At 74.3% G+C, this 19,861-nt stretch carries 19 protein-coding genes and 1 pseudogene; 9 read left to right on the top strand and 11 right to left on the bottom strand.

Annotated features, from left to right (window positions below; translation table 11 throughout):
- The first annotated feature begins 7 nt into the window (after positions 1-7).
- On the top strand, positions 8-643 hold the full coding sequence (locus ACFYUS_RS05545) for a DedA family protein (RefSeq protein ID WP_388847713.1): 636 nt from the start codon (positions 8-10) through the stop codon (positions 641-643).
- On the opposite strand, the gene ACFYUS_RS05540 is transcribed toward ACFYUS_RS05545, so the two are convergent.
- The 3 genes from ACFYUS_RS05540 to ACFYUS_RS05530 all read right to left on the bottom strand — a co-directional run bounded on the left by ACFYUS_RS05540 (position 623) and on the right by ACFYUS_RS05530 (position 4,368).
- Positions 623-1,753 carry an MBL fold metallo-hydrolase gene (locus ACFYUS_RS05540; RefSeq protein WP_388846206.1) on the bottom strand — a complete coding sequence of 377 codons (1,131 nt, stop codon included), beginning with the start codon at positions 1,751-1,753 and terminating at the stop codon, positions 623-625. The two genes, ACFYUS_RS05545 and ACFYUS_RS05540, sit on opposite strands and share 21 nt — an antisense overlap.
- 82 nt (positions 1,754-1,835) lie before the next feature.
- Entirely contained in the window at positions 1,836-3,068 is a 1,233-nt protein-coding gene (locus ACFYUS_RS05535) for an aminotransferase class I/II-fold pyridoxal phosphate-dependent enzyme (RefSeq protein WP_388846204.1), read from the bottom strand.
- An 82-nt stretch (positions 3,069-3,150) separates the two neighbouring features.
- On the bottom strand, positions 3,151-4,368 hold the full coding sequence (locus tag ACFYUS_RS05530) for a sulfite oxidase (RefSeq protein WP_388846202.1): 1,218 nt from the start codon (positions 4,366-4,368) through the stop codon (positions 3,151-3,153).
- A 169-nt stretch (positions 4,369-4,537) separates the two neighbouring features.
- Between ACFYUS_RS05530 and ACFYUS_RS05525 the strand changes: the two genes are divergently transcribed.
- Both ACFYUS_RS05525 and ACFYUS_RS05520 read left to right on the top strand, forming a co-directional pair.
- On the top strand, positions 4,538-5,056 hold the full coding sequence (locus ACFYUS_RS05525) for a GNAT family N-acetyltransferase (RefSeq protein WP_388846200.1): 519 nt from the start codon (positions 4,538-4,540) through the stop codon (positions 5,054-5,056).
- Between the two features lie 90 nt (positions 5,057-5,146).
- On the top strand, positions 5,147-5,983 hold the full coding sequence (locus ACFYUS_RS05520; RefSeq protein ID WP_388846198.1) for a class I SAM-dependent methyltransferase: 837 nt from the start codon (positions 5,147-5,149) through the stop codon (positions 5,981-5,983).
- A gap of 81 nt (positions 5,984-6,064) precedes the next feature.
- Here ACFYUS_RS05520 and ACFYUS_RS05515 read toward each other — a convergent pair whose 3' ends face one another.
- The 3 genes from ACFYUS_RS05515 to ACFYUS_RS05505 form a co-directional block, all read right to left on the bottom strand.
- A complete protein-coding gene (locus ACFYUS_RS05515) occupies positions 6,065-8,023 on the bottom strand; it encodes a DUF5107 domain-containing protein (RefSeq protein WP_388846196.1) in 1,959 nt (652 codons plus the stop codon).
- A 151-nt stretch (positions 8,024-8,174) separates the two neighbouring features.
- Positions 8,175-8,540, bottom strand: coding sequence for a recombinase family protein (locus tag ACFYUS_RS05510; protein WP_388846194.1), 366 nt, complete (start codon positions 8,538-8,540; stop codon positions 8,175-8,177).
- Between the two features lie 208 nt (positions 8,541-8,748).
- A complete protein-coding gene (locus ACFYUS_RS05505) occupies positions 8,749-9,849 on the bottom strand; it encodes a DUF5937 family protein (RefSeq protein WP_388846192.1) in 1,101 nt (366 codons plus the stop codon).
- A gap of 128 nt (positions 9,850-9,977) precedes the next feature.
- Here ACFYUS_RS05505 and ACFYUS_RS05500 point away from each other — a divergent pair, with 128 nt between their 5' ends.
- A complete protein-coding gene (locus ACFYUS_RS05500) occupies positions 9,978-10,448 on the top strand; it encodes an aminoacyl-tRNA deacylase (RefSeq protein WP_388846190.1) in 471 nt (156 codons plus the stop codon).
- Between the two features lie 97 nt (positions 10,449-10,545).
- Complete coding sequence (locus tag ACFYUS_RS05495) at positions 10,546-11,181, top strand: LysE family translocator (protein ID WP_388846188.1); 636 nt, start codon at positions 10,546-10,548, stop codon at positions 11,179-11,181.
- Between the two features lie 193 nt (positions 11,182-11,374).
- Here the strand turns inward: ACFYUS_RS05495 and ACFYUS_RS05490 are convergent.
- Positions 11,375-13,659: pseudogene (locus ACFYUS_RS05490) on the bottom strand (Tn3 family transposase); the annotation flags it as partial.
- A 225-nt stretch (positions 13,660-13,884) separates the two neighbouring features.
- Between ACFYUS_RS05490 and ACFYUS_RS05485 the strand changes: the two are divergent.
- Entirely contained in the window at positions 13,885-14,217 is a 333-nt protein-coding gene (locus ACFYUS_RS05485; protein WP_388846186.1) for a DUF6204 family protein, read from the top strand.
- Here ACFYUS_RS05485 and ACFYUS_RS05480 read toward each other — a convergent pair.
- From ACFYUS_RS05480 to ACFYUS_RS05470, 3 genes are all read right to left on the bottom strand, one after another.
- Positions 14,214-14,774 carry a GNAT family N-acetyltransferase gene (locus ACFYUS_RS05480; RefSeq protein WP_388846184.1) on the bottom strand — a complete coding sequence of 187 codons (561 nt, stop codon included), beginning with the start codon at positions 14,772-14,774 and terminating at the stop codon, positions 14,214-14,216. The two genes, ACFYUS_RS05485 and ACFYUS_RS05480, sit on opposite strands and share 4 nt — an antisense overlap.
- 250 nt (positions 14,775-15,024) lie before the next feature.
- Positions 15,025-15,378: a hypothetical protein gene (locus ACFYUS_RS05475; protein ID WP_388846182.1), complete on the bottom strand. Its 354-nt coding sequence runs from the start codon at positions 15,376-15,378 to the stop codon at positions 15,025-15,027.
- Positions 15,375-15,626 carry a DUF1049 domain-containing protein gene (locus ACFYUS_RS05470; protein WP_388846180.1) on the bottom strand — a complete coding sequence of 84 codons (252 nt, stop codon included), beginning with the start codon at positions 15,624-15,626 and terminating at the stop codon, positions 15,375-15,377. Before ACFYUS_RS05470 ends, ACFYUS_RS05475 begins: the two co-directional genes overlap by 4 nt.
- Before the next feature lie 188 nt (positions 15,627-15,814).
- On the opposite strand from ACFYUS_RS05470, the gene ACFYUS_RS05465 reads away from it, so the two are divergent.
- The 3 genes from ACFYUS_RS05465 (at position 15,815) to ACFYUS_RS05455 (ending at position 18,570) form a co-directional block, all read left to right on the top strand.
- Positions 15,815-16,576, top strand: a complete 762-nt coding sequence (locus ACFYUS_RS05465; protein WP_388846178.1) for a GntR family transcriptional regulator — start codon at positions 15,815-15,817, stop codon at positions 16,574-16,576.
- A gap of 101 nt (positions 16,577-16,677) precedes the next feature.
- Positions 16,678-17,766: an adenosine deaminase gene (locus ACFYUS_RS05460; RefSeq protein ID WP_388846176.1), complete on the top strand. Its 1,089-nt coding sequence runs from the start codon at positions 16,678-16,680 to the stop codon at positions 17,764-17,766.
- Positions 17,767-17,916: 150 nt separating this feature from the next.
- Positions 17,917-18,570, top strand: coding sequence for a GntR family transcriptional regulator (locus tag ACFYUS_RS05455; RefSeq protein WP_388846174.1), 654 nt, complete (start codon positions 17,917-17,919; stop codon positions 18,568-18,570).
- Positions 18,571-18,898: 328 nt separating this feature from the next.
- On the opposite strand, the gene ACFYUS_RS05450 is transcribed toward ACFYUS_RS05455, so the two are convergent.
- Positions 18,899-19,834 carry a carbamate kinase gene (locus ACFYUS_RS05450; protein WP_388846172.1) on the bottom strand — a complete coding sequence of 312 codons (936 nt, stop codon included), beginning with the start codon at positions 19,832-19,834 and terminating at the stop codon, positions 18,899-18,901.
- Between the last annotated feature and the right edge of the window lie 27 nt (positions 19,835-19,861).

Below are 19,861 nucleotides of genomic sequence, written 5' to 3'. Positions count from 1 at the left end.
CACCGGCATGGTCGGTGCGGTGCGCGAGCTGCCGCCGGAGTCGACGCAGCAGGCGGTCGGCTATCCCTCGCTGTTCCTGCTCGTGGCGTTCGGCGCGCTGGTGCCGATCGTGCCGACGGGCGCGATCGTCAGTTCGGCGGCGGTGGTCGCCTTCCACCAGTCCTCGCCGTTCTCGCTGCTCTTCGTCTTCCTGGTGTCGGCGTTCGCCGCCTGGCTCGGGGACACGGCGCTGTACTGGCTCGGGCAGCGCGGGGTCCGCTCCCGCAACGGCTCGCGGTGGCTCGCCGCGCTGCGGTCCCGGGTGACGCCGGACCGGCTCGCGCACGCGCAGGAGCGGCTCGACACGCACCAGGTGTCGGTGCTCGTGCTGTCCCGGCTCGTGCCGGGGGGCCGGATCCCCGTGATGCTGGCGTGCCTGCTCGCCCAGATGCCGCTGCGCCGCTTCGTCCGGGCGGACGCGGCGGCGTGCCTGGCGTGGGCGGCGACGTACCAGCTGATCGGGATCCTGGGCGGCTCGCTCTTCCCGGAGCCCTGGCAGGGAGTCGTCGCGGCGGTCGGTCTGACGGTGCTGATCAGCGCGGTCCCGGCGCTGTGGCGGCGGGTGCGGGGCACGGGGGCCCCGTCAGGGCACGAGCACCCGTGAGCCGCCGACCGGCAGGTCCCACAGGTCCTCGCGGGGCAGACCGGCCTTCTCCCAGGCGGCCCTGACCCGGGTGAGGGGTTCGAGGACCGGCTCGGAGGAGAGCACGAAGGTGGCCCAGTGCATGGGCGCCATCCGCCGGGCGCCGAGGTCCTGGTGGGCGCGGACCGCCTCCTCCGGGTCGGTGTGGACGTCGCCGAGCCACCAGCGCGGGTCGTACGCGCCGATCGGGAGCAGCGCCAGGTCGATGCCGGGGTAGCGGCGGCCGATCTCGGCGAACCAGTGGCCGTATCCGGTGTCCCCGGCGAAGTGGATCCGGCGCCCGGTCCGGTCGGTGAGCACCCAGCCGCCCCACAGGGAGCGGCAGGTGTCCAGGAGGGTGCGCTTGGACCAGTGGTGCGCGGGGACGAAGTCGAAGCGGACGCCGTCGAGTTCGGCGGCCTCCCACCAGTCGAGCTCGGTCACGCGGCTGAACCGGCGGCGGGTGAACCAGCGGCCGAGCCCGGCGGGGACGAAGACGGGGGTGTGCCGGGGCAGCCGTTTGAGGGTGGGACCGTCGAGGTGGTCGAAGTGGTTGTGGCTGATGACGACGGCGTCGACGGGCGGCAGGTCCTCCCAGCGGACCCCGACGGGGGTGAGCCGGGCCGGGGTGCCGAAGATGCGGCGGGACCAGACGGGATCGGTCAGGACGGTGAGCCCTCCGACGCGCAGGACCCAACTGGCGTGCCCGGCCCAGGTGACGGCGAGGGTGCCGGGTCCGGCGGGCGGCAGCGAGCCGGGCTCGAAGGGCAGCAGGGGGATGTCACGGAGACCCTCGGCACGGGGGCGTACCGCTCCTTCCCGGGCGAGACGGGCCAGGGCCCGGACACCGGGGAGCGGTGCGGTGAGCCGGTCGGCGAAGGTCCGGGGCCAGTCGTGCCGCAGCCGGCCGAGGGGCTGGAGGACGGGTGCGGGTGCGGGTGGGGAAGCCGGGGGCGTGACCGGGGCGGGGGACGCGACCGGACCGGGGGCGGGGGACTCGACCGGGCCAGGGGCGGAGGCGGGGGACGTGACCGGGGCGGGGTGGGGCGGGGCCTGGGAGGCCCGGGCGGGGGGTGCCGTCCGTTCGGTCATCTGCGGGCTCCGTTCCGCTCGTGCTCGGCACTGCGTGGAGGGGTCGTGGGACGTCGGCGTACGGCGGTGGCGGCGCTCCCCGTCATCGGAGTTCCTCCAGGGCTCCCCCGAACTCCTCCAACGCGCGGGAAACGTGCGGGAGTTCGACGGGGTCCGCCGCCACGAGGGTCTCGGCGCGCTCCTCCTCGTCGGCGCCGAGGAACAGGCCGGTGCCGAACCGGACGCGCAGCGCGCCGAGTTCGTCGCCGAAGCGGTGGCCGCCGGTCGCCGGGGCGCCGAGGCGCGCGGTGAGGTGGCTCTCCAGCTCCAGGGAGTCGGTGACGCCGCGGGCCGCGAGCCCGGCGCGCAGCGGGCCGAGGTCGGCGTAGAGGTGGCGGCCGGCCTGCGGGGGCCGGGCGAGGGCTCCGGCGGCGAGGACGGCGCGGTACGCGGCCGCCGCGAGGAGCCCGTGGGCGGTGGCGGCGCGCCGGGCCCGTACGGTGACGTCCTCGGGTTCGTCGAGGGCGTGGGCCATGGCGGGGGCCACGGGCCCGGGGACGAGGGCCCCGAGGACGGTGAGCACGTCGAGGACGCGGGCCCGGCGGTCGGTCCAGCGGTCGGCGCGGGACGGGTCGGTGGGCGGGAAGCGGGCGACGGCGCAGGGCCAGGCGGCGGGGGTGAGGGCGCCGCCGAGGTCGGCGAGGACGGTGACGTCGTCGGGGCACATCTCGGCGGGGCTGAGCAGCATCGTGTCGTGCGGGTGGTGGAGGGTGTCGCGCCAGGTCTCGTCGCTGATGACGTGGAGGCCCTCGGCGACGGCGGCCTCGCAGGCCTCGCGGACGAGTTCGGGCGGGGCGACGGTGGCGGTGGGGTCGTCGGCGACGGACAGCAGCAGGACCCGGGGGTCGCCGCCCTCGGCGCGGATCCGCCGGACGGTCTCCAGGAGGGCGTACGGATCGGGGACGCCGCCCGCCTCGGCGGGCGTGGGCACGTGGTAGGCGGGGCGGCCGAGGAGCCGGGCCTGCGGGGTCCACCAGGCGGGACAGGGGCGGGGCAGCAGCAGGTCGCCGCCGTGGGCCGCGAGCAGGGCCAGGAGGAGGGCGGGGGCGCCGGGCGCGGCCACCACGTCCTCGGGGTGGGTGCGCAGACCGCGCCGCCACCAGTACCCGGCGGCGGCCTCGCGCAGGACGGGCCCGCCTCCCGGCGGCTCGGGCGCGGTCCGTCCCGCGGCGGCGGCGAGGATCCCGGCGAGTCCGGGCAGCACGGGGAGTCCGCTGTCGGGTGCGGGAGGTCCGTAGCGCACCGGCCCGCGGCCTTCCGAAGCCGTCTGCCGCATGTCCCGCACCTCCTGAGCGCACGGGGGCGCCGGGCGGGCACCCCCGTGCCCTTTATACGAAGGTTCGGCCGGTTCCGCCCGTTCAGGCGACGATGACCGGGTGCCGCACGACCGCGTCGAAGAGGTACCCCTGGGTGTTGGGGACGGCCCGCTCGGGCTGGGTGTTGCCGGCGGCGTCGGTGGTACGGGAGAGCAGCGCGGCCGGCCCGGTGGTGCGCGGGCGCCACGGCACGCTCCAGCGGACCCAGCCGTCGCGGCGCGGGGTGTCGTGGAGCCGGGCGTGGCGCCAGTGGGCGCCGCCGTCGGTGGAGACCTCCACGGTCCGCACGGGCGCGAGGGCGGACCAGGCGCGTCCGGTGAGCCGGTGGAGGTGCCCGGCCTCCAGGGTGGCGCCGAAGGGCAGTTGGTAGGCGGACTTGAGGGTCTGGCGGGTGAGCGGGGCGCTGCCGCCGGCGGGGTGGGCGTCGCCGAAGAGGCGGTACCAGGTGGTGGACCAGGGCGAGGTCAGCGGCTTGGTGGAGACCTCGATGTCGCCGAGCCACTTGGTGGAGGCGATGCCGACCCAGGAGGGCACGACGAGCCGGACGGGGTGGCCGTGGTCGTACGGGAGGGGCTCGTCGTTCATCTCGTACGCGAGGATCACGTCGTCGAGGGCCTTGGCGACCGGCAGCGGGCGGCGGACGGAGCCGTGGTCGACGCCGCCGGAGACGTACGGGTCGTCCAGGCCGCGTGGCAGGAGGTCGACGGCGTCGTGGGCGATGCCGGCGGCGCGGAGCACGTCGGAGAGGCGGACGCCGCGCCAGCGGGCGGCCCCGACGGCACCGAGGGTCCAGGGGGTGCCGGTGACCTGCTCGCCCTGCTGGGTGACGTAGAGGCTGCGGCCGTTTCCGGCGCACTCGATCAGGACCGTCCGGGTGACGGAGGGCAGGTCGCGCAGCTGCCCGTAGGTGAAGTGGACGGGGGTGCGGCCGTGCAGTCCGTCGCCCCAGAGGGTCAGCTTCCAGTCGGCGGCGTCGAGGACGGGGGTGGAGGTGTGGTTGCGGACGAAGAAGCGGTCGGCGGGCGTGAGGAGGCCGGTGTCGGCGAAGGTCTCGTAGCGGGCCTCGGCGTTGGTCCCGCGGACCGTGAAGTACTCCGGCGGGAGGTCCTTGACGATGCCGGGCGCGGAGCCCGCCACGACGTTCATGGGACCAGCGTACGCGGGCGCGGCGGTGGCGAGCCCGCCGAGGGCGGAGGCCGCCGGGCCCGCTGCGAGCAGCTTCAGGAGGGAGCGGCGGGCGGGCGCGGGCGAGTACGGCACGGGACTCCTCGGCACGGGGGGGGGGGGGGCGGGCCGCCGGGCGGCGGCGGGGCCACCCTAGGGGCGCGGGGGCGCTCGGGACGGTCCGTTCACGGTGCTGTCACACGAGGGTGCGTCAGGCAGACGGAAATCGCGGGGCGCCCCGGTGCCTCCCGGGCCAGAATGCCGCATGCCGATACGTGAAGCGCTTCCCGAGGACGCCGCCGAGCTCGCCGCCGTGCACGTGCTGTCCTGGCGGGCCGCCTACCGCGACCTGCTCCCCGCCCCGTACCTCGACGCCCTGGACGTCGGGGAGCGCGCCGCCACCTGGCGCGCCCGTCTCACGGCGCCGGACCGGCCCGCGGTGCTCGTGGCGACGGGGGACGGCGGGCGGACGGTCGGGTTCTCCTGCTTCCGGCCGTGTCCGGACGGGGAGTTCGCGCCGGGGAGCACGGCGGAGCTGGCGGCGCTGTACGCCCTGCCGGAGGTCTGGGGGACGGGCGTCGGGCGGGCCCTCATGGCGGCGTCCGTGGAGGCGCTCGTCGCGGCCGGGTTCCGGACGGCGGCGCTGTGGGTGTTCGCGGGCAACGCGCGCGGCCGGAGGTTCTACGAGGCCGCTGGCTGGCGGCCGGACGGGACGGCGGTGCGGGAGGAGACGGGCGGCCGGGTCCTGGAGGAACTCCGGTACCGGCGGGACCTGTTGGCCTGACCGCATGTCCACATCCCGAGACGCGGGTCTCATCATTCGGCGGAGGTGCGTACGGTGGGGACACGCACCCACACCGAGGGAGTCGCTTCGATGACGCACGCCTCCGCGCAGTCCGCGGCCCACGAGACCGCCGTCTACACGCACGGCCACCACGAGTCGGTCCTGCGCTCGCACAGGTGGCGGACCGCCGCCAACTCCGCCGCCTACCTGCTGCCCGAACTGCGCGCGGGCCTGGACGTCCTGGACGTGGGCTGCGGGCCCGGCACCATCACCGCCGACCTGGCCGAGCTGGTCGCCCCGGGTCGGGTGACCGCGGTCGACGCCGCCGAGGACGTACTGGACAAGGCTCGCGCGGTCGCCGTCGAACGCGGCCTGGAGAACGTCGAGTTCGCCGTCGCCGACGTCCACGCCCTGGACTTCCCCGACGACTCCTTCGACGTCGTCCACGCCCATCAGGTGCTGCAGCACGTCGGCGACCCGGTCCAGGCGCTGCGCGAGATGAAGCGCGTCTGCCGGCCCGGCGGTGTCGTCGCGGCCCGGGACAGCGACTACGGCGCCTTCGCCTGGTTCCCCGAGCGGCCCGCCCTGGACGGCTGGCTGGACCTGTACCACCGGGTCGCGCGCGTCAACGGCGGCGAACCGGACGCGGGACGGCGGCTGTTCTCCTGGGCCCGGCAGGCCGGCTTCACCGAGATCACGACGACCGCCGGCACCTGGTGCTTCGCCACCCCCGAGGAGCGGGACTGGTGGAGCGGCCTGTGGGCGGACCGTACGACCGCCTCCGGCTACGCCGATCTGGCCGTCGACGGCGGCCACGCCACCCGCGCCGAACTGACCTCGATCGCGGAGGCCTGGCGGGAGTGGGGCAAGCAGGAGGACGCCTGGTTCATGGTCCCGCACGGCGAGATCCTGTGCCGGGTGTCCTGACCCGTGCCGTCGTGGGCCCGTCCGGCGTCCTGACCCGTACCACCGTGGGCCCGTCCGGCGCTCCGGGCGGGCCCACGTCGCTCATCGACTCGGGCGCATCCTGAACTCGTAGGCGTCCGGCAGGGGTTCGTCGGTGATTTCGGCCCAGACATCGCCGAGGATCTCCGCGCCCTCCCGCAGGTCCGCGACCTCGAAGCCCGCGTCGAAGACGGCGCGGGCCTCGGCCGGGCGGCCCTCGGCGAGGAGGACGCGGATCTCCAGGAAGCGGAAGGAACCCCTGCCGCGGACCTCGTCGGGCAGCCGCGCCCACACCTCCCGGGCCTGTCCGGGGCGGCCCGTGGCGAGGAGGGCCGTGACGGCCTCGCGCCCGAGGGCGGCGGCCACGACGGCGCCCCCGTCCCGCCGCTCGTGGTCGTCGAAGGCCTCCGCGAACCGTTCGGCGGCGCGCGCCGGATGGCCGTCCTCGCGGTCGGCGACGGCCAGGCAGTACAGCAGGGGCCAGCGGACCTCGGCCCGGTGGAGCCCGCGCTCCCAGCTCCGTACCGCCTGGGCGCGGTCTCCGGCGTGCCACTGGGCGATGCCGAGGTGGTACTCGGTGGACGGATCGGCCGGGGCGGTCTCCAGCATGTCCCGCCAGGGGGCGGAGACCAGCGGGGCGCCCGGTCCCGTGCCCTTCGCCGGGGGCGGCAGGACGCCGGTGCGCAGGAGCTCCCGCCAGGGCTCCTGGTCGGGGCCGAGCGTCGACTCGGGGAAGGGCGTGCCCGGCAACGCGTATCCCCCGCGCAGGACTTCGAGGGCTCCCCAGCCGGAACCGGCCGCGAGGACGGTCTCCGGCTCGGTGTCCGCCGCGCCCTCCCGCCAGGCCGTGTACGCCGCGTCGACGGCGGCGCGGGGCAGCGCCGTCTCCAGCCGGTGCTCGACGTCCGCGCGGGCGGCGGCCCAGTCGTCGCCGAGCGCCGTGGCCGGGTCGGCGGCGAGCGGTCCGTACGCCTCCAGCCAGCTGAACTCCCCCTCGCCCGCGAGTTCCAGGTGCTCCAGCTGGGTGCGGGCGAGTCCGGCCTGCACCTCGGCGTAGCCGGGAGTGCCGGGTTCGGTCAGCCACTCCTGCCAGCGCCGGCCGCCGCGCCCGGTGCCCCACAGGAAGAGCTTGCGGCCGCGCAGCGCGTCGGTGGAGGTCTGGACGAGGCCGTGGCCGTCCGCGTCGAGGGCGGCGATCCAGCGGCGCCGCTCCTCGGGCAGGTCGTAGAAGAAGTCGGCGGCGTGGGCGCCGTTCAGCGGGTACGAGCGGTCGGTGCCGTCCTCGGTGACGGGCACCGGGAGGCGGTCCAGGCCGCGTTCGTAGCCGTGGTGCCAGGCCGCGTCGGCGGGCGCGAGGATCCTGCGCTCCTCCGGGACGGCGGTGTTGGACCACCAGTAGGCGGGGGCGGTCCGCTCGTGGGGGTTGCGGACGCGGACGCCGACGTACAGGAAGTCGGAGCCCTCCGGGAGCCACAGGTCGACCTGGAAGGGCAGGTCGCGCAGCCGCTCCCACTCCCACAGGCGGAGCATCGGGCCGCCGTCGGGGGCGCGGACGGTCGCCGCGTGCAGGGGCGAGCAGGAGAGGGTGGTGTGGCCGGTGGCCCCGATGTTCCATTCGATGCCGCCGGAGAACCAGGCTCCGTTGAGGGCGAAGGCGGCGGGCTGGAGGACGGGGTTGCGGTAGAGGAGTTCGCGTCCGGTGGGCTTGTGGTGGAGGGAGTGGACGCGTCCGCCGAGGCCGGGCAGCACGGTCACCCGGAGCCGGTCGTTCTCGATCACGATCGTGTCGAGGTCCGCGGGGGTCCGCTCGCGGCCGTAGCCGTCGCGCAGGGGGGTCGGGAGCAGGCTGCGCAGGGGCGCCCGGCCGATGCCCCGGGCCATGTCGCGCGGGAGCTCCGCGAGGGTCCGCGCGTCGACCGCGTGGGCCCCGGCGCCGGCGGGGGCCCGCAGTGCGGGAAGAGGGTTGTCCGGGCCCAACGGGGCCACGGGCAGCGTCAGTACGGCACGTCGTACGGTCGTCATCGATCCATGGAACACGTCGGAGCCGGTCCTGACCAGGGGCTCTCCACGGTTCTCCGCGTCAGGCTTCGGCAAAGGCGCCGGCGGCGGCACCCGCGGATACTCACGGCCTCGGGGAACATCGGTACAGCGGTATCGGTGAGCACGATCTTGGTCAGGGTGTGAGTGCGCTGACCCGGTTCTCGTACTCGCGGCGGGCCTTCCGCCGGGCCGGCACTGCGGGGAGGCCCTGGGCGCCGTCGAGCGGCTGGCAGTGGGCGAGGAGCTGGCGGTGTACGGCGGGGATGTGGCTGCCGCGCACGAGGCGGAACATCTCGGAGATGTGCACGGTGTCGCCCGGCCGCGCGTAGGTGAGCAGTTCGCGGAACTTCGGGCGCTGGAGGGGGTGGAGGCTGCTGGAGGTGCCTGGGGCCTCCTCGATGACGACGGGGGCCTCGATGCCGGCCTCGTCCAGGACGACGTTCTGGCGGGCGGTGGACTGCTGGTCGGTCGAGACCCGCTTGTCGACCAGGTTCGTCACCGAGGGCCCCTTCCGTACGAAGGGTCGGACCTTGCACGTCGTCAAAGCCTGTCAGCAATCACCATCGGATCTGATGGGATTCGGGCCGCCGCGAACCCCCGGATCTCCCGGGTTCGTCGGACGCATCGGCTGCCTGTCGTCACACGATCGTTTGCCGACACGGGTCTTGCTTCTGGCGATGCCCGCGGGGGCCTGCAACAGCGTTCGCTCAGGCCTCGGGCCTGGGGGCGAGGGTGATGAGGGCGGTGGCAATCTGGTCGAGGCGAGCGGGGGCGAGGGCGTAGAGAACGTAGTAGCCCTCGCGCTGGGTGGTGGTGAGTCCTGCCTGGGTGAGCTGATGGAGGTGGCGGGAGGTCACGGAGGGGGACAGGCCGAGGAGGGTGGCGAGTTCCTGTGTGGTGCGGCTCTGGGCGGCGAGGTGGGTGACGATCTGCAGGCGTGGGGCGGCGGCCAGGGCCCGGAGCACGGTGAGGGTGTCTTTCTGACTGGTGGGGTGGGCGGTCGAGGCGGGCGCGAGGGGCAGAGCGGGGTAGGTGATCCGCATGGGCCAGGGGGCGTCGCAGGTGACGCGGACGTGGGGCCAGACGTAGTGGCTGGCGGTGAACGTCACGGGGTGTTCATGGGTGACGGTGACGTCGTGGTCGTGCGGACGGTCGAGCCGCAGGGTCCGCCGGCCGGGGTCCACGCGGATCTGGGGAGCGAGGGTGCGGAGCATCGGGAACAGGCCCTGGTGGGCGATCCGGGTGCCTGAACGGGCGATCGACTCGTACAAGGAGGGCTCGATGCGCTCCCACTCCTGGGCGAAGCCGGCGTCCCAGTAGTCCTCGAGCACGGTGAGCGCGTCGTCGAGGACGGGTCGGGGGTCGGTGAGGATGCCCTCCAGCCGTGCCGCCCGGCCGGGGTCGCTGTCCCGGTACGCGGTGAGCACCGCGTCGCGGGCGGCGGGGTCGTCGACGAGGTCGTCTCCGGTGTGGCGGGTGGTGTCGACGAGCGTTCTGGCGAGTTCGGCGGCCAGCAGAGCGGGCGGCAGGTCCCGTACGGCCGCGAGCTGGTCCGCGAAGTCGGCGTCGTGATCACCGGTGCGGCTTTCAAAGAGGGCGGGGATGTGGTCGGCCACGACGAAGTCGTGCTCGCGCATGCGCCGGCGCAGGGCGGCGGGCAGGCGGCGGCACCGCCGGACCCAGGGGACGTGCAGGGCGTGGTGGCCGGGGTCGGTGAGGACGTGCCAGGAGTGGACGGCTTCGAGTAGGGGTGAGACGGAGAAGGCGATGTCCTCCTCGGCCGTCTCGGCGAAGCGCAGGGTGATCACGATTGCAGGATTTCACAATCAGTTGATCGGAACCCGCTGCGTCGATCAGGCTCAGGAACAGACCGCGCGCCGTCCGGCCGCAGGTCGACTCCCGTCCGTTTCGAGCCGAAGGCCGCAGGTGTCCCTCCATGAGTACGCCCGAAGCGCCCTGGCAAGCCGTGCTGGACGCGGACGGCTGCCCGTACACCGTCCACCAGCATGCCGCCGCGCACAGTGTCGCCGAGCGCCAGGCCTTGCCTTTCCCCTGGTCGCAGACGGTGAAGACGCTCGCCTTCACCACTCCGGACGTCCCGCTGCTGCTCGTGGCGCTGCGGACGGAGGACCGGGTGGACTTCGCCCGTCTGGCGGCCGTCCTGGGCACCAGCCGTTCCCGGCTGCGCACGGCGGACGCCGGCCTGCTCGCCGCGGAGGGCCTGGTGCCCGGGGGCGTGCCGCCGGTCAGCCACCGGCCCGGGGTGCCGTGCCTGATCGATGCCACGGTCGCCGCACCGGACCGGCCCGTCTACTGCGGCGCCGGATCAGCCGACCGCACCCTCCAGATCGACTCCGCCGTCCTGGCCCGCCTCCCCCGCGCCCAGGTGGCCGCCCTCTCCCGGTAGCCGTCCCGCCTGCGCGCCGGGCCCGCCTCCTCGTCACAGCTCGCACCTCGCGCAGCCCTTCACCGGCTGCGCGGCACAGATCAGGAGGTCCCGGCACATGGTGAGTACCGAAAGCCTTCTGGCGTTTGCCGCGATGTCCCTCGTTGTGATCGCGATTCCCGGCCCGAGCGTCCTGCTCATCGTCGGCCGCGCCCTCGCCCACGGCCGCGGCACCGCGCTCGCCACCGTCCTGGGCAACCTCCTGGGCTCCTACGCCCTCGTCCTCGCCGTCGCCCTCGGCGTCGGCGCCCTTGTCCAGAGCTCGACCACCGTGTTCACCGCCGTAAAGCTGGCCGGCGCCGTCTACCTCGTCTACCTCGGCGTCCAGGCGTACCGCCGGCGTGGTCGGCTGCGCGCCGACCTGACGACCGGGGAGGGCGAACGGCGCGGTGATCTGCGCACCGTCCTGGACGGCCTGCTGGTGGGCGCCACGAACCCCAAGGGCCTGGTCTTCTTCGCCGCGGTCCTGCCGCAGTTCGTGAACCACGACGCGGGGAACATCCCGCTGCAGATGATGGTCCTGGGCCTGATCCCGGCCGGGATCGGCCTGGTCTGCGACACCGTCTGGGGCCTGGGCGCCTCGGCGGCCCGAACCTGGTTCGCCGGCTCCGACCGGCGCCTGTCGATGATCGGCGGCGCGGGCGGCATCGCGCTGATCGGCCTCGGGCTCATCGTCGCCACCACCCGCCGCTGACCCCTCCCGAACCAGCGCAGCCGTGGGCCGCGCGGGGCTTGCCCGCCAGCCCGCATCAACGAGATCGCCCCCTACGGCTGCCTCGGCGGACGCCTGGGCCGACTCCCACTGCAACGCCCGTCCCGCGCGTCCGGCGGGGCGGGTGCGCTGGCACCGCCACAGCCGCCTGTCGGTCTCCGGTGCCGTCGTCTTCGTCCAGCTCAGGCGCGTCCGGGTCGCGCAGCGGGCGCAGGGCGCCGGCGGCTGGGACCCCGGCAGTGAAGCTGTATCGGCCGAGCAGGTTCAGGTTCTTGTGCTTGAGCGGGGAGAGCCGGGCGATGTCCTCGTCGCGGATCTCCTGGCCCTCGGCCTTCAGCTGGTCGACGGCGGCGTCGATGTAGCGGGCGGTCCACCGCACGATGGCGTCGAGAACCAGGCCGAGCGCGCCGAGCTGGTCCTCCATCCCGGCGCGGTACGCCTGGTGGATGGTGCCGCGCTTGCCGTGACACACGTCCCGCGCGAGCTTGTGGCGGGATTCCTGCACGGTGAGCTGCCGGTTCCTCTGCCGCCGGTAGGTGTCGTCGACCGGGTCGACCACGCGCAGCAGGTGCTCGGTCTCGGCGATCCGCCCGTACTCCGCGAACGCTGCGCCCAGCGAAGGGGGGTGGCCCTCGCGGCCGAACATGCGGAGCTGGTCGTAGGCGCGGGCCTGGTTGGTGACCAGGGAACCGGCGACCTTCAGCACGTCCGGCCACTGCGTGATCACCTTGTCCAGGTTCACGCGGTTGCGGGCCAGGTCTTCCACCGCGCCGTACGTTCCGGTCTGGACGCCGGGCATCGTGGCCCGCCAGAACCGCTGGTCGTCCAGGTCGCGGAACCGCGGGCTGAAGTTGTGGCCGAGGATCTTGAACAGGCCGAACACCATGTCGGAGCAAGAGGCGTTGTCGGTCGCCACCGTCTCCGGCTTCACGCCGCCGTCGAGGGTCAGCAGGGCGTCCAGGACGTGCAGGGAGTCGCGCGGGGTGCCGGGCACGACCATCTGCCCGATGCCCGCGCCCTGGTCGTTGACGGCGTTGAGCCAGGTGATGCCCCGCTTGAACCCGAAGTGCTTCGGCGATGGGGCGGCGTTGATGGTGCGCACCGGCACCTGGAAGCGCAGCCCGTCCACGGAGGCGAGCGGCCCGTCGTCCTGCACCTCCATGGAGGCCTTCGCCGCCGGCCCCGCTTCCTCCAGGCGTTCGGCGAGCTGCTTCCATCCGGCGTCCAGGCCCCGCACCAGCTCCGCCAGGTGCTCCTGGACGGGCATGTCCAGGCTCAGGGCCGCCAGGACGTCCTCCTCGACCGCGTCCCAGTCGGGCCCGTCCAGCAGGCGGGCCCGCGGGTTGGACCAGCGGTGCGACGGTGCGGCGAAGACGTCGCGGTTGTTCAGGGCCCGGTGCAGCTGCTCCAGCACGCACACCACGTAAGCGTCCCGGTCGACCGCGCCCTGCGGCAGGTCGGGGTCGGCGTACACCGCCTTGCGCCACACGGGCGGCACGAGCTTGTCGTCCACCTCGCGCGGCAGCAAAGGCTTGACGCCCACCTTCCGCCGGGCCAGCGCCCGAAGGCCGCGCACCCCGGCCAGGACCCGCTTCCCGGCGCTCGCCGCGTCCAGCGCCTTCGACTCGCCCAGCAACGCGAGGAACGGGCGCACCGTGGCGTACCGGTTCGCCAGCGCGGCCCACATGGCGACCTCGGCCGAGTTCTCGTCCTCGGGCACCAGCGAGACCACGGTGGCCGCCGCGGTCATCACGGCCGCGCGCGGGGCGACTTCCTCCACCGCCGCCCACAGCGCGGCCACGTCCAGGTCCGCCTCCTGCTCCTCGACCGACTCCAGCTCCTCGAACAGCACCTTCGCCGCCCGCGCGAGCACCCGTGACGCCTTCTCCAACTGCGGCAGCGTCGACAGCCGCTCCTTCTCCGTCTTGCGCTTCGCCGTGTTCAACAGGCGGGTGGCCACCAGGACCTGGAACAGGTCCAGGGCCTCGTCGGCGGCCGGCGCAGCCAGCCCACCGCGTGGTCGAACAGCGCCTTCGGACCCTCGGCATGCGTCCATGCCCGCCCGTGCAGGAACGTACGGAACCGCCGGCCCCACTCTGCGCCCTCGTAGGGGTGGTAGCCGTAGGCGTCCCGGATCTCCCACGCGTGGTCGTACGGCGTCTGGCGCCGCTCCGTGTACCGCTTCACGCACGAGGGGTCCTCGATGCCGAGCTGCACGGCCAGGTGCTCGATCACTGGCCACGGCACCGCGAGCGGGTCCTCCAGGAACAGGCCGACGGACCGAACCGTGCGCATCTGGAGCGCGCACCCGAGCCGGTGATGCTCCGTCCGCCGCAGGGCGATCAGGTCCTGGTCCACGTCGTCCAGGAAGAAAAACCGCTCCAGCGCGGGCCTCGTCGGCTCCTCGGCGAACGTCCCGTACGCCTCGGCCTGCTCATCACTCAGAGATTCCACCGGCACGAGCCGGACCGTAGCCAGCCCCGGACCGGGCCTGGAGGCGTTTCACCGAACCCCAGCGGCGAAGTGGATCACTGCGCTGGACGGCCGTGATCGTTCTCATCGATAACCGCTGTACCCATGTTCCCCGAGGCCGATTCACTACGGCGGCCGTGTCCCCCGCCGTAGTGTGGAGGGTCGGCCCGCCGTGGTGGCGGCCGGGGACCAGTGGCACAGGGAGTACGAGGGATGGGCACGCAGCACACCTACCGGGTCATCGTGCGCGGCACGTTCGACGGCCTGTCGGAGGAGAGCCGGGCGCGGCTGCTCGCCGAGGTCGACGCGCACGGGCTGACGGCGATGCAGTTCACGGAGGAGGGCTCGCTGGCCTACGACCGGACGCTGAAGCACTTCTCGTACCGCCTGGTCGTCGTCTCGGACGCCGAGGACGGCGACGAGATGGCCGGCGCGATCGCGGAGGACCGGGTGGAGACGGCGCTCGGGGAGCTGGGGCACGGGTACAGGGCGCTGCGGTCGACGGTGACGGACCTCGACACGATGAAGATCAACCGGAAGCGCTAGGGCCGCCCGGCGGGCGTCTCGTCGGGTGCCGTGACGGCCCAGCGCTCGTGGTCGCGCCAGGCTCCGTCGATGTGCAGCATCGCGGGTGAGAAGCCCTCCAGGCGGAAGCCGGCGCGGCGGACGAGGGCGCGGGAGGCGGTGTTGCCGGGCTGGATGTTCGCCTCCAGGCGGTGCAGTTCCATCGGCCCGAAGGCATGGCCCAGGAGCAGCCCGAGGGCCTCGGTCAGCAGTCCGCGCCCGGCGGCGTGCGCGAAGGCGCCGTAGCCGAGGGCGCCGCTGCGGAAGGCGCCGCGGACGATGTTGTTGACGTTGACGAATCCGGCGATCCCGCCGCCGTCGCGCTCGCACACCAGGAAGCCCGCGCGCGCCGGCTCCTCGATCAGGGCGCCCGCGTAGACGGCGTACGCCTCGACCGTGCACGGCGGGAAGAGCCAGGGCCGGTGCAGCTCCCGGCTCTCGCGGGCACGGGCGGTGAACTCCTCGGCGTCGGCCGGGGAGAAGGGGCGCAGACCCACGCGGGGTCCTGCGGCGAGGTACGAGCCGGGGTCGTCGGACATGCGGCCAGGCTATGCGCTGCGGGAGCGGACGGTCGCGGGGTTCCAGCGGCCGCGCGGGCGCATACGGGCACGGCACGGACACGCCGTACGGGCACGGCACGGACACGTACGTGCACAGCACGGGCCCGTGTCGGCGCGGCGCCGGTCCGTGTGGTCGCGGCGCCGGCCCGTGTCGGCGCGGCACGGGCCCGTATCCGCGCGGCACCGGTCCCTGTCGGCACAGCACCGGCCCCTGTCGGCGCGGCGCCGCTCAGCGGCGGGCGTCGCGGACGCGGGGCGGGCAGGTCTCGCCCTTGCGTACGACTCCGATCATGACGGTGGTGCGCCGGTCGAGGCCCGTGCCCGCCGCCGGGTACTGGGTGCAGACCTGCCAGCGCGGCGGCCACAGCACCCGCCGGTCGCGGCCGCTCACGTCGTGGACGTCGAGCCGGGTGCGGCGGTCCAGGTGGGTGAAGACCCGCCACAGGCCCCGGCCGAGGAAGTCCGGCATCGGCCGTGTCCCGGCCTCGTCGCCGGGCTCGGCGGCCTCCCCCACCGAGGAGGAGGCGGCGACGGCCGCGAGCGCGAGGACCGCGCCGACGCCGACGACGGTGGCCGGCTTCACTTCCGCCTCCGGGCCGCGAAGTAGTAGCCGCAGGCGGCGCCGAGGAGGGCGGCCACGAGGAGGGCCACGTAGAGCGCCATGGTGACCTCGGGGATCAGCAGGCGGATCTTCACCTCGCGGGTGTTCTCGAAGATGAAGACCAGGGTGAGGACCACGACGGCGATCATCGCGATCCGGCCCGGAGTGAAGGCTCCGGCGAACCGGGACGTGCCCCCGCCCGATGTCCGTGGCGTGTGCTTGGGACTCATGCCCGGCTCCTCTCCTCTGTCGTGCCGTCGGTCGTACGCGGCCACAGCCGTGGGACCAGAATGGGACGCGCCGCGCCTCCCCGTGACGGCGAGCAGGGCCGTACGGGTGACTTGTCAGACAACGTGGGCCGACTACCGTGGTGCGGAGACCGGCGGACACCGGGCCGGGAACGAGACGAGGAGGGGCCGTGGCGGTCAGCGGACAGCGGCGGCGACCGGTCGTGGCGCTCTACGAGCGGATCGCGGACGCCGTCCACGACGGCACCTATCCGCCGGGCTCCACGCTCCCCTCCGAGCCGAAGCTCGCCGCCGAGCTGGGCGTCAGCCGGCCGGCCCTGCGCGAGGCGCTGCTGCTGCTCCAGGAGGACGGTGTCCTCACGGTACGGCGCGGGGTGGGCCGTACGGTCAACGACCGTCCGCCCCGGCGCGGCTTCGAGCACGTCCAGCCGCTGGAGCAGCTGATCGGCGCGGGTGCCCCGCTGCGGGTGCGGGCGCTGGTCAGGACCGTCGAGGAGCCGACCGACTTCACCACCCAGCACCTGCTCGCGCCCGCCCGCGCGGAGCTGCGGTTCTGGGAGTCCGTGCTGACCGGGGAGGGCGCGACGGCGGCGCTGAGCCACGAGTGGGCGGCGCCCGACGAGCTGCTCGACCGGGTGCACCCGGAGTTCGCGCGGGCCCTGCGGGAGGCGGAGGCGGAGACGGGCACGGGCCACGCGGTCTCGATGCTCGCGGTGCTCGTCGCGGCCTCGCGGGAGACGGCCCTGAGCGCGCACAGCGGCATCACGGCGACGCTGCTCGGGCGGCGGCGCGGGGAGCAGCTGGGCCGCCCGGCGGACACCCCCGCCGTCCTGATCACGCAGGTCGTACGGGTCGGCGAGATCCCGGTCCTGGCCGCCAAGCACATGCTCCCGACGGGCACGCCCGCACTGCCGGTGCTGCAGTCCCACTGACCCCGGACCAACAAAACACGCAGCGGCGGAGTCCACCCGCGCAGATCCCCTGTCAGGGCCGTCACAGCGCCCCGCGCGACCGTGGCGTACACTTCCCCGCCATGCACTTGTCTGACAACCCTGCCACGCCTGCCGCCGCCACCGTCTCCGAGTGGATCCGCCGGGCCCCCAAGGCCGTCCTCCACGACCACCTCGACGGCGGGCTGCGCCCCGCGACCATCGTCGAGCTGGCGCGGGAGTGCGGCTACACCGCGCTGCCGGCCGAGGACCCGGCCGAGCTCGCGGTCTGGTTCCGGGACGCCGCCGACTCCGGTTCGCTGGAGCGCTACCTGGAGACCTTCGCGCACACCTGCGCGGTCATGCAGACCCGCGAGGCGCTCACGCGCATCGCGGCCGAGTGCGCCGAGGACCTCGCGGCGGACGGCGTCGTCTACGCCGAGATCCGCTACGCCCCCGAGCAGCACCTGGAGGGCGGCCTCACCCTCGACGAGGTCGTCGTGGCGGTCAACGACGGCTTCCGCGAGGGCGAGCGCCGCGCCGGCGGCCGGATCACCGTCCGCACCCTGCTCACCGGCATGCGCCACACCGACCGCTCCCTGGAGATCGCGGAGCTCACGGTCGCGCACCGGGACAACGGCGTGGCGGGCTTCGACATAGCGGGCGGCGAGATCGGCAACCCGCCGGCCCGCCACCTCGCCGCCTTCCAGCACCTGAAGCGGGAGAACTGCCACTACACGATCCACGCCGGCGAGGCCGTCGGCGCGGAGTCGATCCACGAGGCCGTGCAGGTCTGCGGCACCGAGCGGATCGGCCACGGCGTGCGGATCACGGACGACATCGCCGAGGACGGCACGCTGGGCCGGCTCGCCTCGTACGTCCGGGACAACCGCATCGCCCTGGAGGTCTGCCCGACGTCCAACCTCCAGACGGGCGCCGCGAAGGACTACGCCTCGCACCCGATCGACGAGCTGCGCCGGCTCGGCTTCCGGATCACGCTCAACACCGACAACCGGCTGGTCTCCGGCACCACCATGAGCGAGGAGTTCCAGCACATGGCGGACGCCTTCGGGTACGGCCCGGAGGTCTTCGAGGAGTTCACGGTCGCCGCCCTGGAGGCCGCCTTCCTGCCGCTGCCGGAGCGGCAGCGCCTCATCGACGAGGTCGTCCGCCCGGGGTACGCGGCGCTGTAGCCCGCAGAGGCCGCTCTCCCCGTCCCGCGGGGAGAGCGGCCTCGGGCGCGCCGACGGCGGTCACCGGCCCGGATCGCTGACGGGCCTTCGGCGGAGTCCCCCTCCGGGTCCTGCGGCTCACCGCCCGCCCCTCGATGGGAGAATGCCGGCATGACAGGCGCTGAGGAATTCAAACCCGAATCGGAGCGGGTCACGCGCGCCCTGCGCGATCAGATCATCGAGGGGACCCGGGCTCCCGGCAGCAGGCTCGTGGAGCGCGAGATCGCGGCCGAGCTGGACGTGAGCCGGCTGCCCGTCCGCGACGCCCTGCGGGACCTGGTCGCGGAGGGTCTGGTGACGCCGCGCCCGCGCACCTGGGCGGTCGTCCGCGAGTTCACCGCGTCCGACATCTCGGACCTCGGCGAGGTCCGGTCCGCCCTGGAGATCCTCGGCTTCCGGCTCGCCGCGCAGCGCCGCACCCGGGCGGGGCTCGCCAAGCTCCGCGCCGACCTCGACGCCGAGCTGGCGGCCGCGGCCAAGGGCGACGGCCAGGCCGCCCGGCGGGCGGCCGCCGACTTCCACGAGACCGTGACGGAGCTCGCCGACAACGCGCTGCTCAGCGAGCTCAACGCGACGCTGCGCAGCCGGATGCGCTGGATGCTCGGGCAGCACGACGACTTCACCGTCGTCGCCGAGGAGCACGCGGAGCTGTACCGGGGGATCGAGGCGCGCGATGTGGACCGCGTCGAGAAGCTGGCCCTGCGTCACCTGGAGACGAGCCGGGACGAGGCCGCCGCGCACCAGCGCAGGACGGCCGAGAAGTAGCCCCCGGGCCGCGGGGCGGCGGGGCGACCACGGGTCGCGATCGCACCGAATGATCAAACGGTATACCGAAATCCCGCCCTGCGGCCGCCCGGCACAGGGACACCCGCCTCCTCCGGGACCTTCGACCGACACACCGTGAGCCCGCACCCGGCGGCGGTCCTCGCTCTCCGACGCACCGTGAACCCGCGCCCGGCGGCGGTCCTCGCTCTCCGACGCACCGTGAACCCGCACCCGGCGGCGGTCCTCGCTCTCCGACGCACCGTGAACCCGCACCCGGCGGCGGTCCTCACTTCCCGACGCACCGTGAGCCCGCACCCGGCGGCGGTCCTCACTTCCCCGCGTACACGACACCCCCGTCGACGTCGGCGCGGATCTCCGTGCCGACGCGCCGCGCCATCAGGTCGTCGAGGCGCTCCAGCGGGCCGATGAGGGTGCGGCCGCCGGCCCGGGCGACGCGGACGGCGGCGTCGACCTTGGGCTTCATCGAGCCCTCGGCGAAGGCGATCCCGGCCAGGCCCTCGGGCGAGGCGGTGAGGATGTCCCGCTGCTCGGGGGTGCCCCAGTTCTCGCTGACGAAGTCGCCGTCGGTGAGCATGATCAGCATGTCCGCCTTCAGGTCGGCGGCGAGGGCGGCGCTCGCCGCGTCCTTGTCGACGACGGCCTGCATCCCGATCTGGCGGCCCTTGGAGTCGGTGCGCACCGGCACGCCGCCGCCGCCCACGCACACCACGAGCGTGCCGTGGTCGAGGAGCGTGCTGACCAGCGGCGCCTGCATGATCCGCAGCGGCTCGGGCGACGGGACGACCCGGCGGAAGGCGCCGCCGTCGCGGGCGATGGTCCAGCGGTACTCGGCCGCGGCCTCGGCGGCGTCCTGCGCCGAGTAGGTGGGGCCGATCAGCTTGGTGGGGCGCTCGAAGGCGGGGTCGGCCTCGTCGACCTCGGTCGTGGTGAGGACGGCGGCGACCTCGCGCTCGCCGGCCAGGGCGTTGGAGAGCTCCTGCTGGATGACGTACCCGATCATGCCCTGGGTCTCCGCGCCGAGGATGTCCAGCGGGTAGGCCGCGACGTCCTGGTAGGCGAGGTTCTGGAGGGCGAGGAGGCCGACCTGCGGGCCGTTGCCGTGGGTGATGACGACCTCGTGCTCGCGGGCCAGACCCGCCAGCGCCTGACAGGCACCCCGGACGTTGGCGCGCAGCCGGTCGGCCGTCATCGGTTCCCCGCGACGGGCGAGTGCGTTTCCTCCGAGAGCGACGACGATGCGCATGCGATTTCCCTTGCGGTGCTTGTGTTC

Origin of the sequence: Streptomyces sp. NPDC004284 (genome assembly GCF_042874035.1) — a bacterium.
Taxonomy (GTDB): Bacteria; Actinomycetota; Actinomycetes; order Streptomycetales; family Streptomycetaceae; genus Streptomyces.
Note: the sequence above shows the minus strand (reverse complement) of the source record. Positions and strands in the feature narration are given on the sequence as shown.

What these genes read in the sequence shown, in the direction of transcription:
- ACFYUS_RS05535 (WP_388846204.1), bottom strand. Translation starts at nt 3,068, where the DNA reads ATGCGGCAGACGGCTTCGGAAGGCCGCGGGCCGGTGCGCTACGGACCT.
- ACFYUS_RS05495 (WP_388846188.1), top strand. Translation starts at nt 10,546, where the DNA reads ATGGTGAGTACCGAAAGCCTTCTGGCGTTTGCCGCGATGTCCCTCGTT.
- ACFYUS_RS05515 (WP_388846196.1), bottom strand. Translation starts at nt 8,023, where the DNA reads ATGACGACCGTACGACGTGCCGTACTGACGCTGCCCGTGGCCCCGTTG.
- ACFYUS_RS05470 (WP_388846180.1), bottom strand. Translation starts at nt 15,626, where the DNA reads ATGAGTCCCAAGCACACGCCACGGACATCGGGCGGGGGCACGTCCCGG.
- ACFYUS_RS05525 (WP_388846200.1), top strand. Translation starts at nt 4,538, where the DNA reads ATGCCGATACGTGAAGCGCTTCCCGAGGACGCCGCCGAGCTCGCCGCC.
- ACFYUS_RS05480 (WP_388846184.1), bottom strand. Translation starts at nt 14,774, where the DNA reads ATGTCCGACGACCCCGGCTCGTACCTCGCCGCAGGACCCCGCGTGGGT.
- ACFYUS_RS05450 (WP_388846172.1), bottom strand. Translation starts at nt 19,834, where the DNA reads ATGCGCATCGTCGTCGCTCTCGGAGGAAACGCACTCGCCCGTCGCGGG.
- ACFYUS_RS05545 (WP_388847713.1), top strand. Translation starts at nt 8, where the DNA reads ATGGTCGGTGCGGTGCGCGAGCTGCCGCCGGAGTCGACGCAGCAGGCG.
- ACFYUS_RS05455 (WP_388846174.1), top strand. Translation starts at nt 17,917, where the DNA reads ATGACAGGCGCTGAGGAATTCAAACCCGAATCGGAGCGGGTCACGCGC.
- ACFYUS_RS05500 (WP_388846190.1), top strand. Translation starts at nt 9,978, where the DNA reads ATGAGTACGCCCGAAGCGCCCTGGCAAGCCGTGCTGGACGCGGACGGC.
- ACFYUS_RS05540 (WP_388846206.1), bottom strand. Translation starts at nt 1,753, where the DNA reads ATGACCGAACGGACGGCACCCCCCGCCCGGGCCTCCCAGGCCCCGCCC.
- ACFYUS_RS05460 (WP_388846176.1), top strand. Translation starts at nt 16,678, where the DNA reads ATGCACTTGTCTGACAACCCTGCCACGCCTGCCGCCGCCACCGTCTCC.
- ACFYUS_RS05485 (WP_388846186.1), top strand. Translation starts at nt 13,885, where the DNA reads ATGGGCACGCAGCACACCTACCGGGTCATCGTGCGCGGCACGTTCGAC.
- ACFYUS_RS05520 (WP_388846198.1), top strand. Translation starts at nt 5,147, where the DNA reads ATGACGCACGCCTCCGCGCAGTCCGCGGCCCACGAGACCGCCGTCTAC.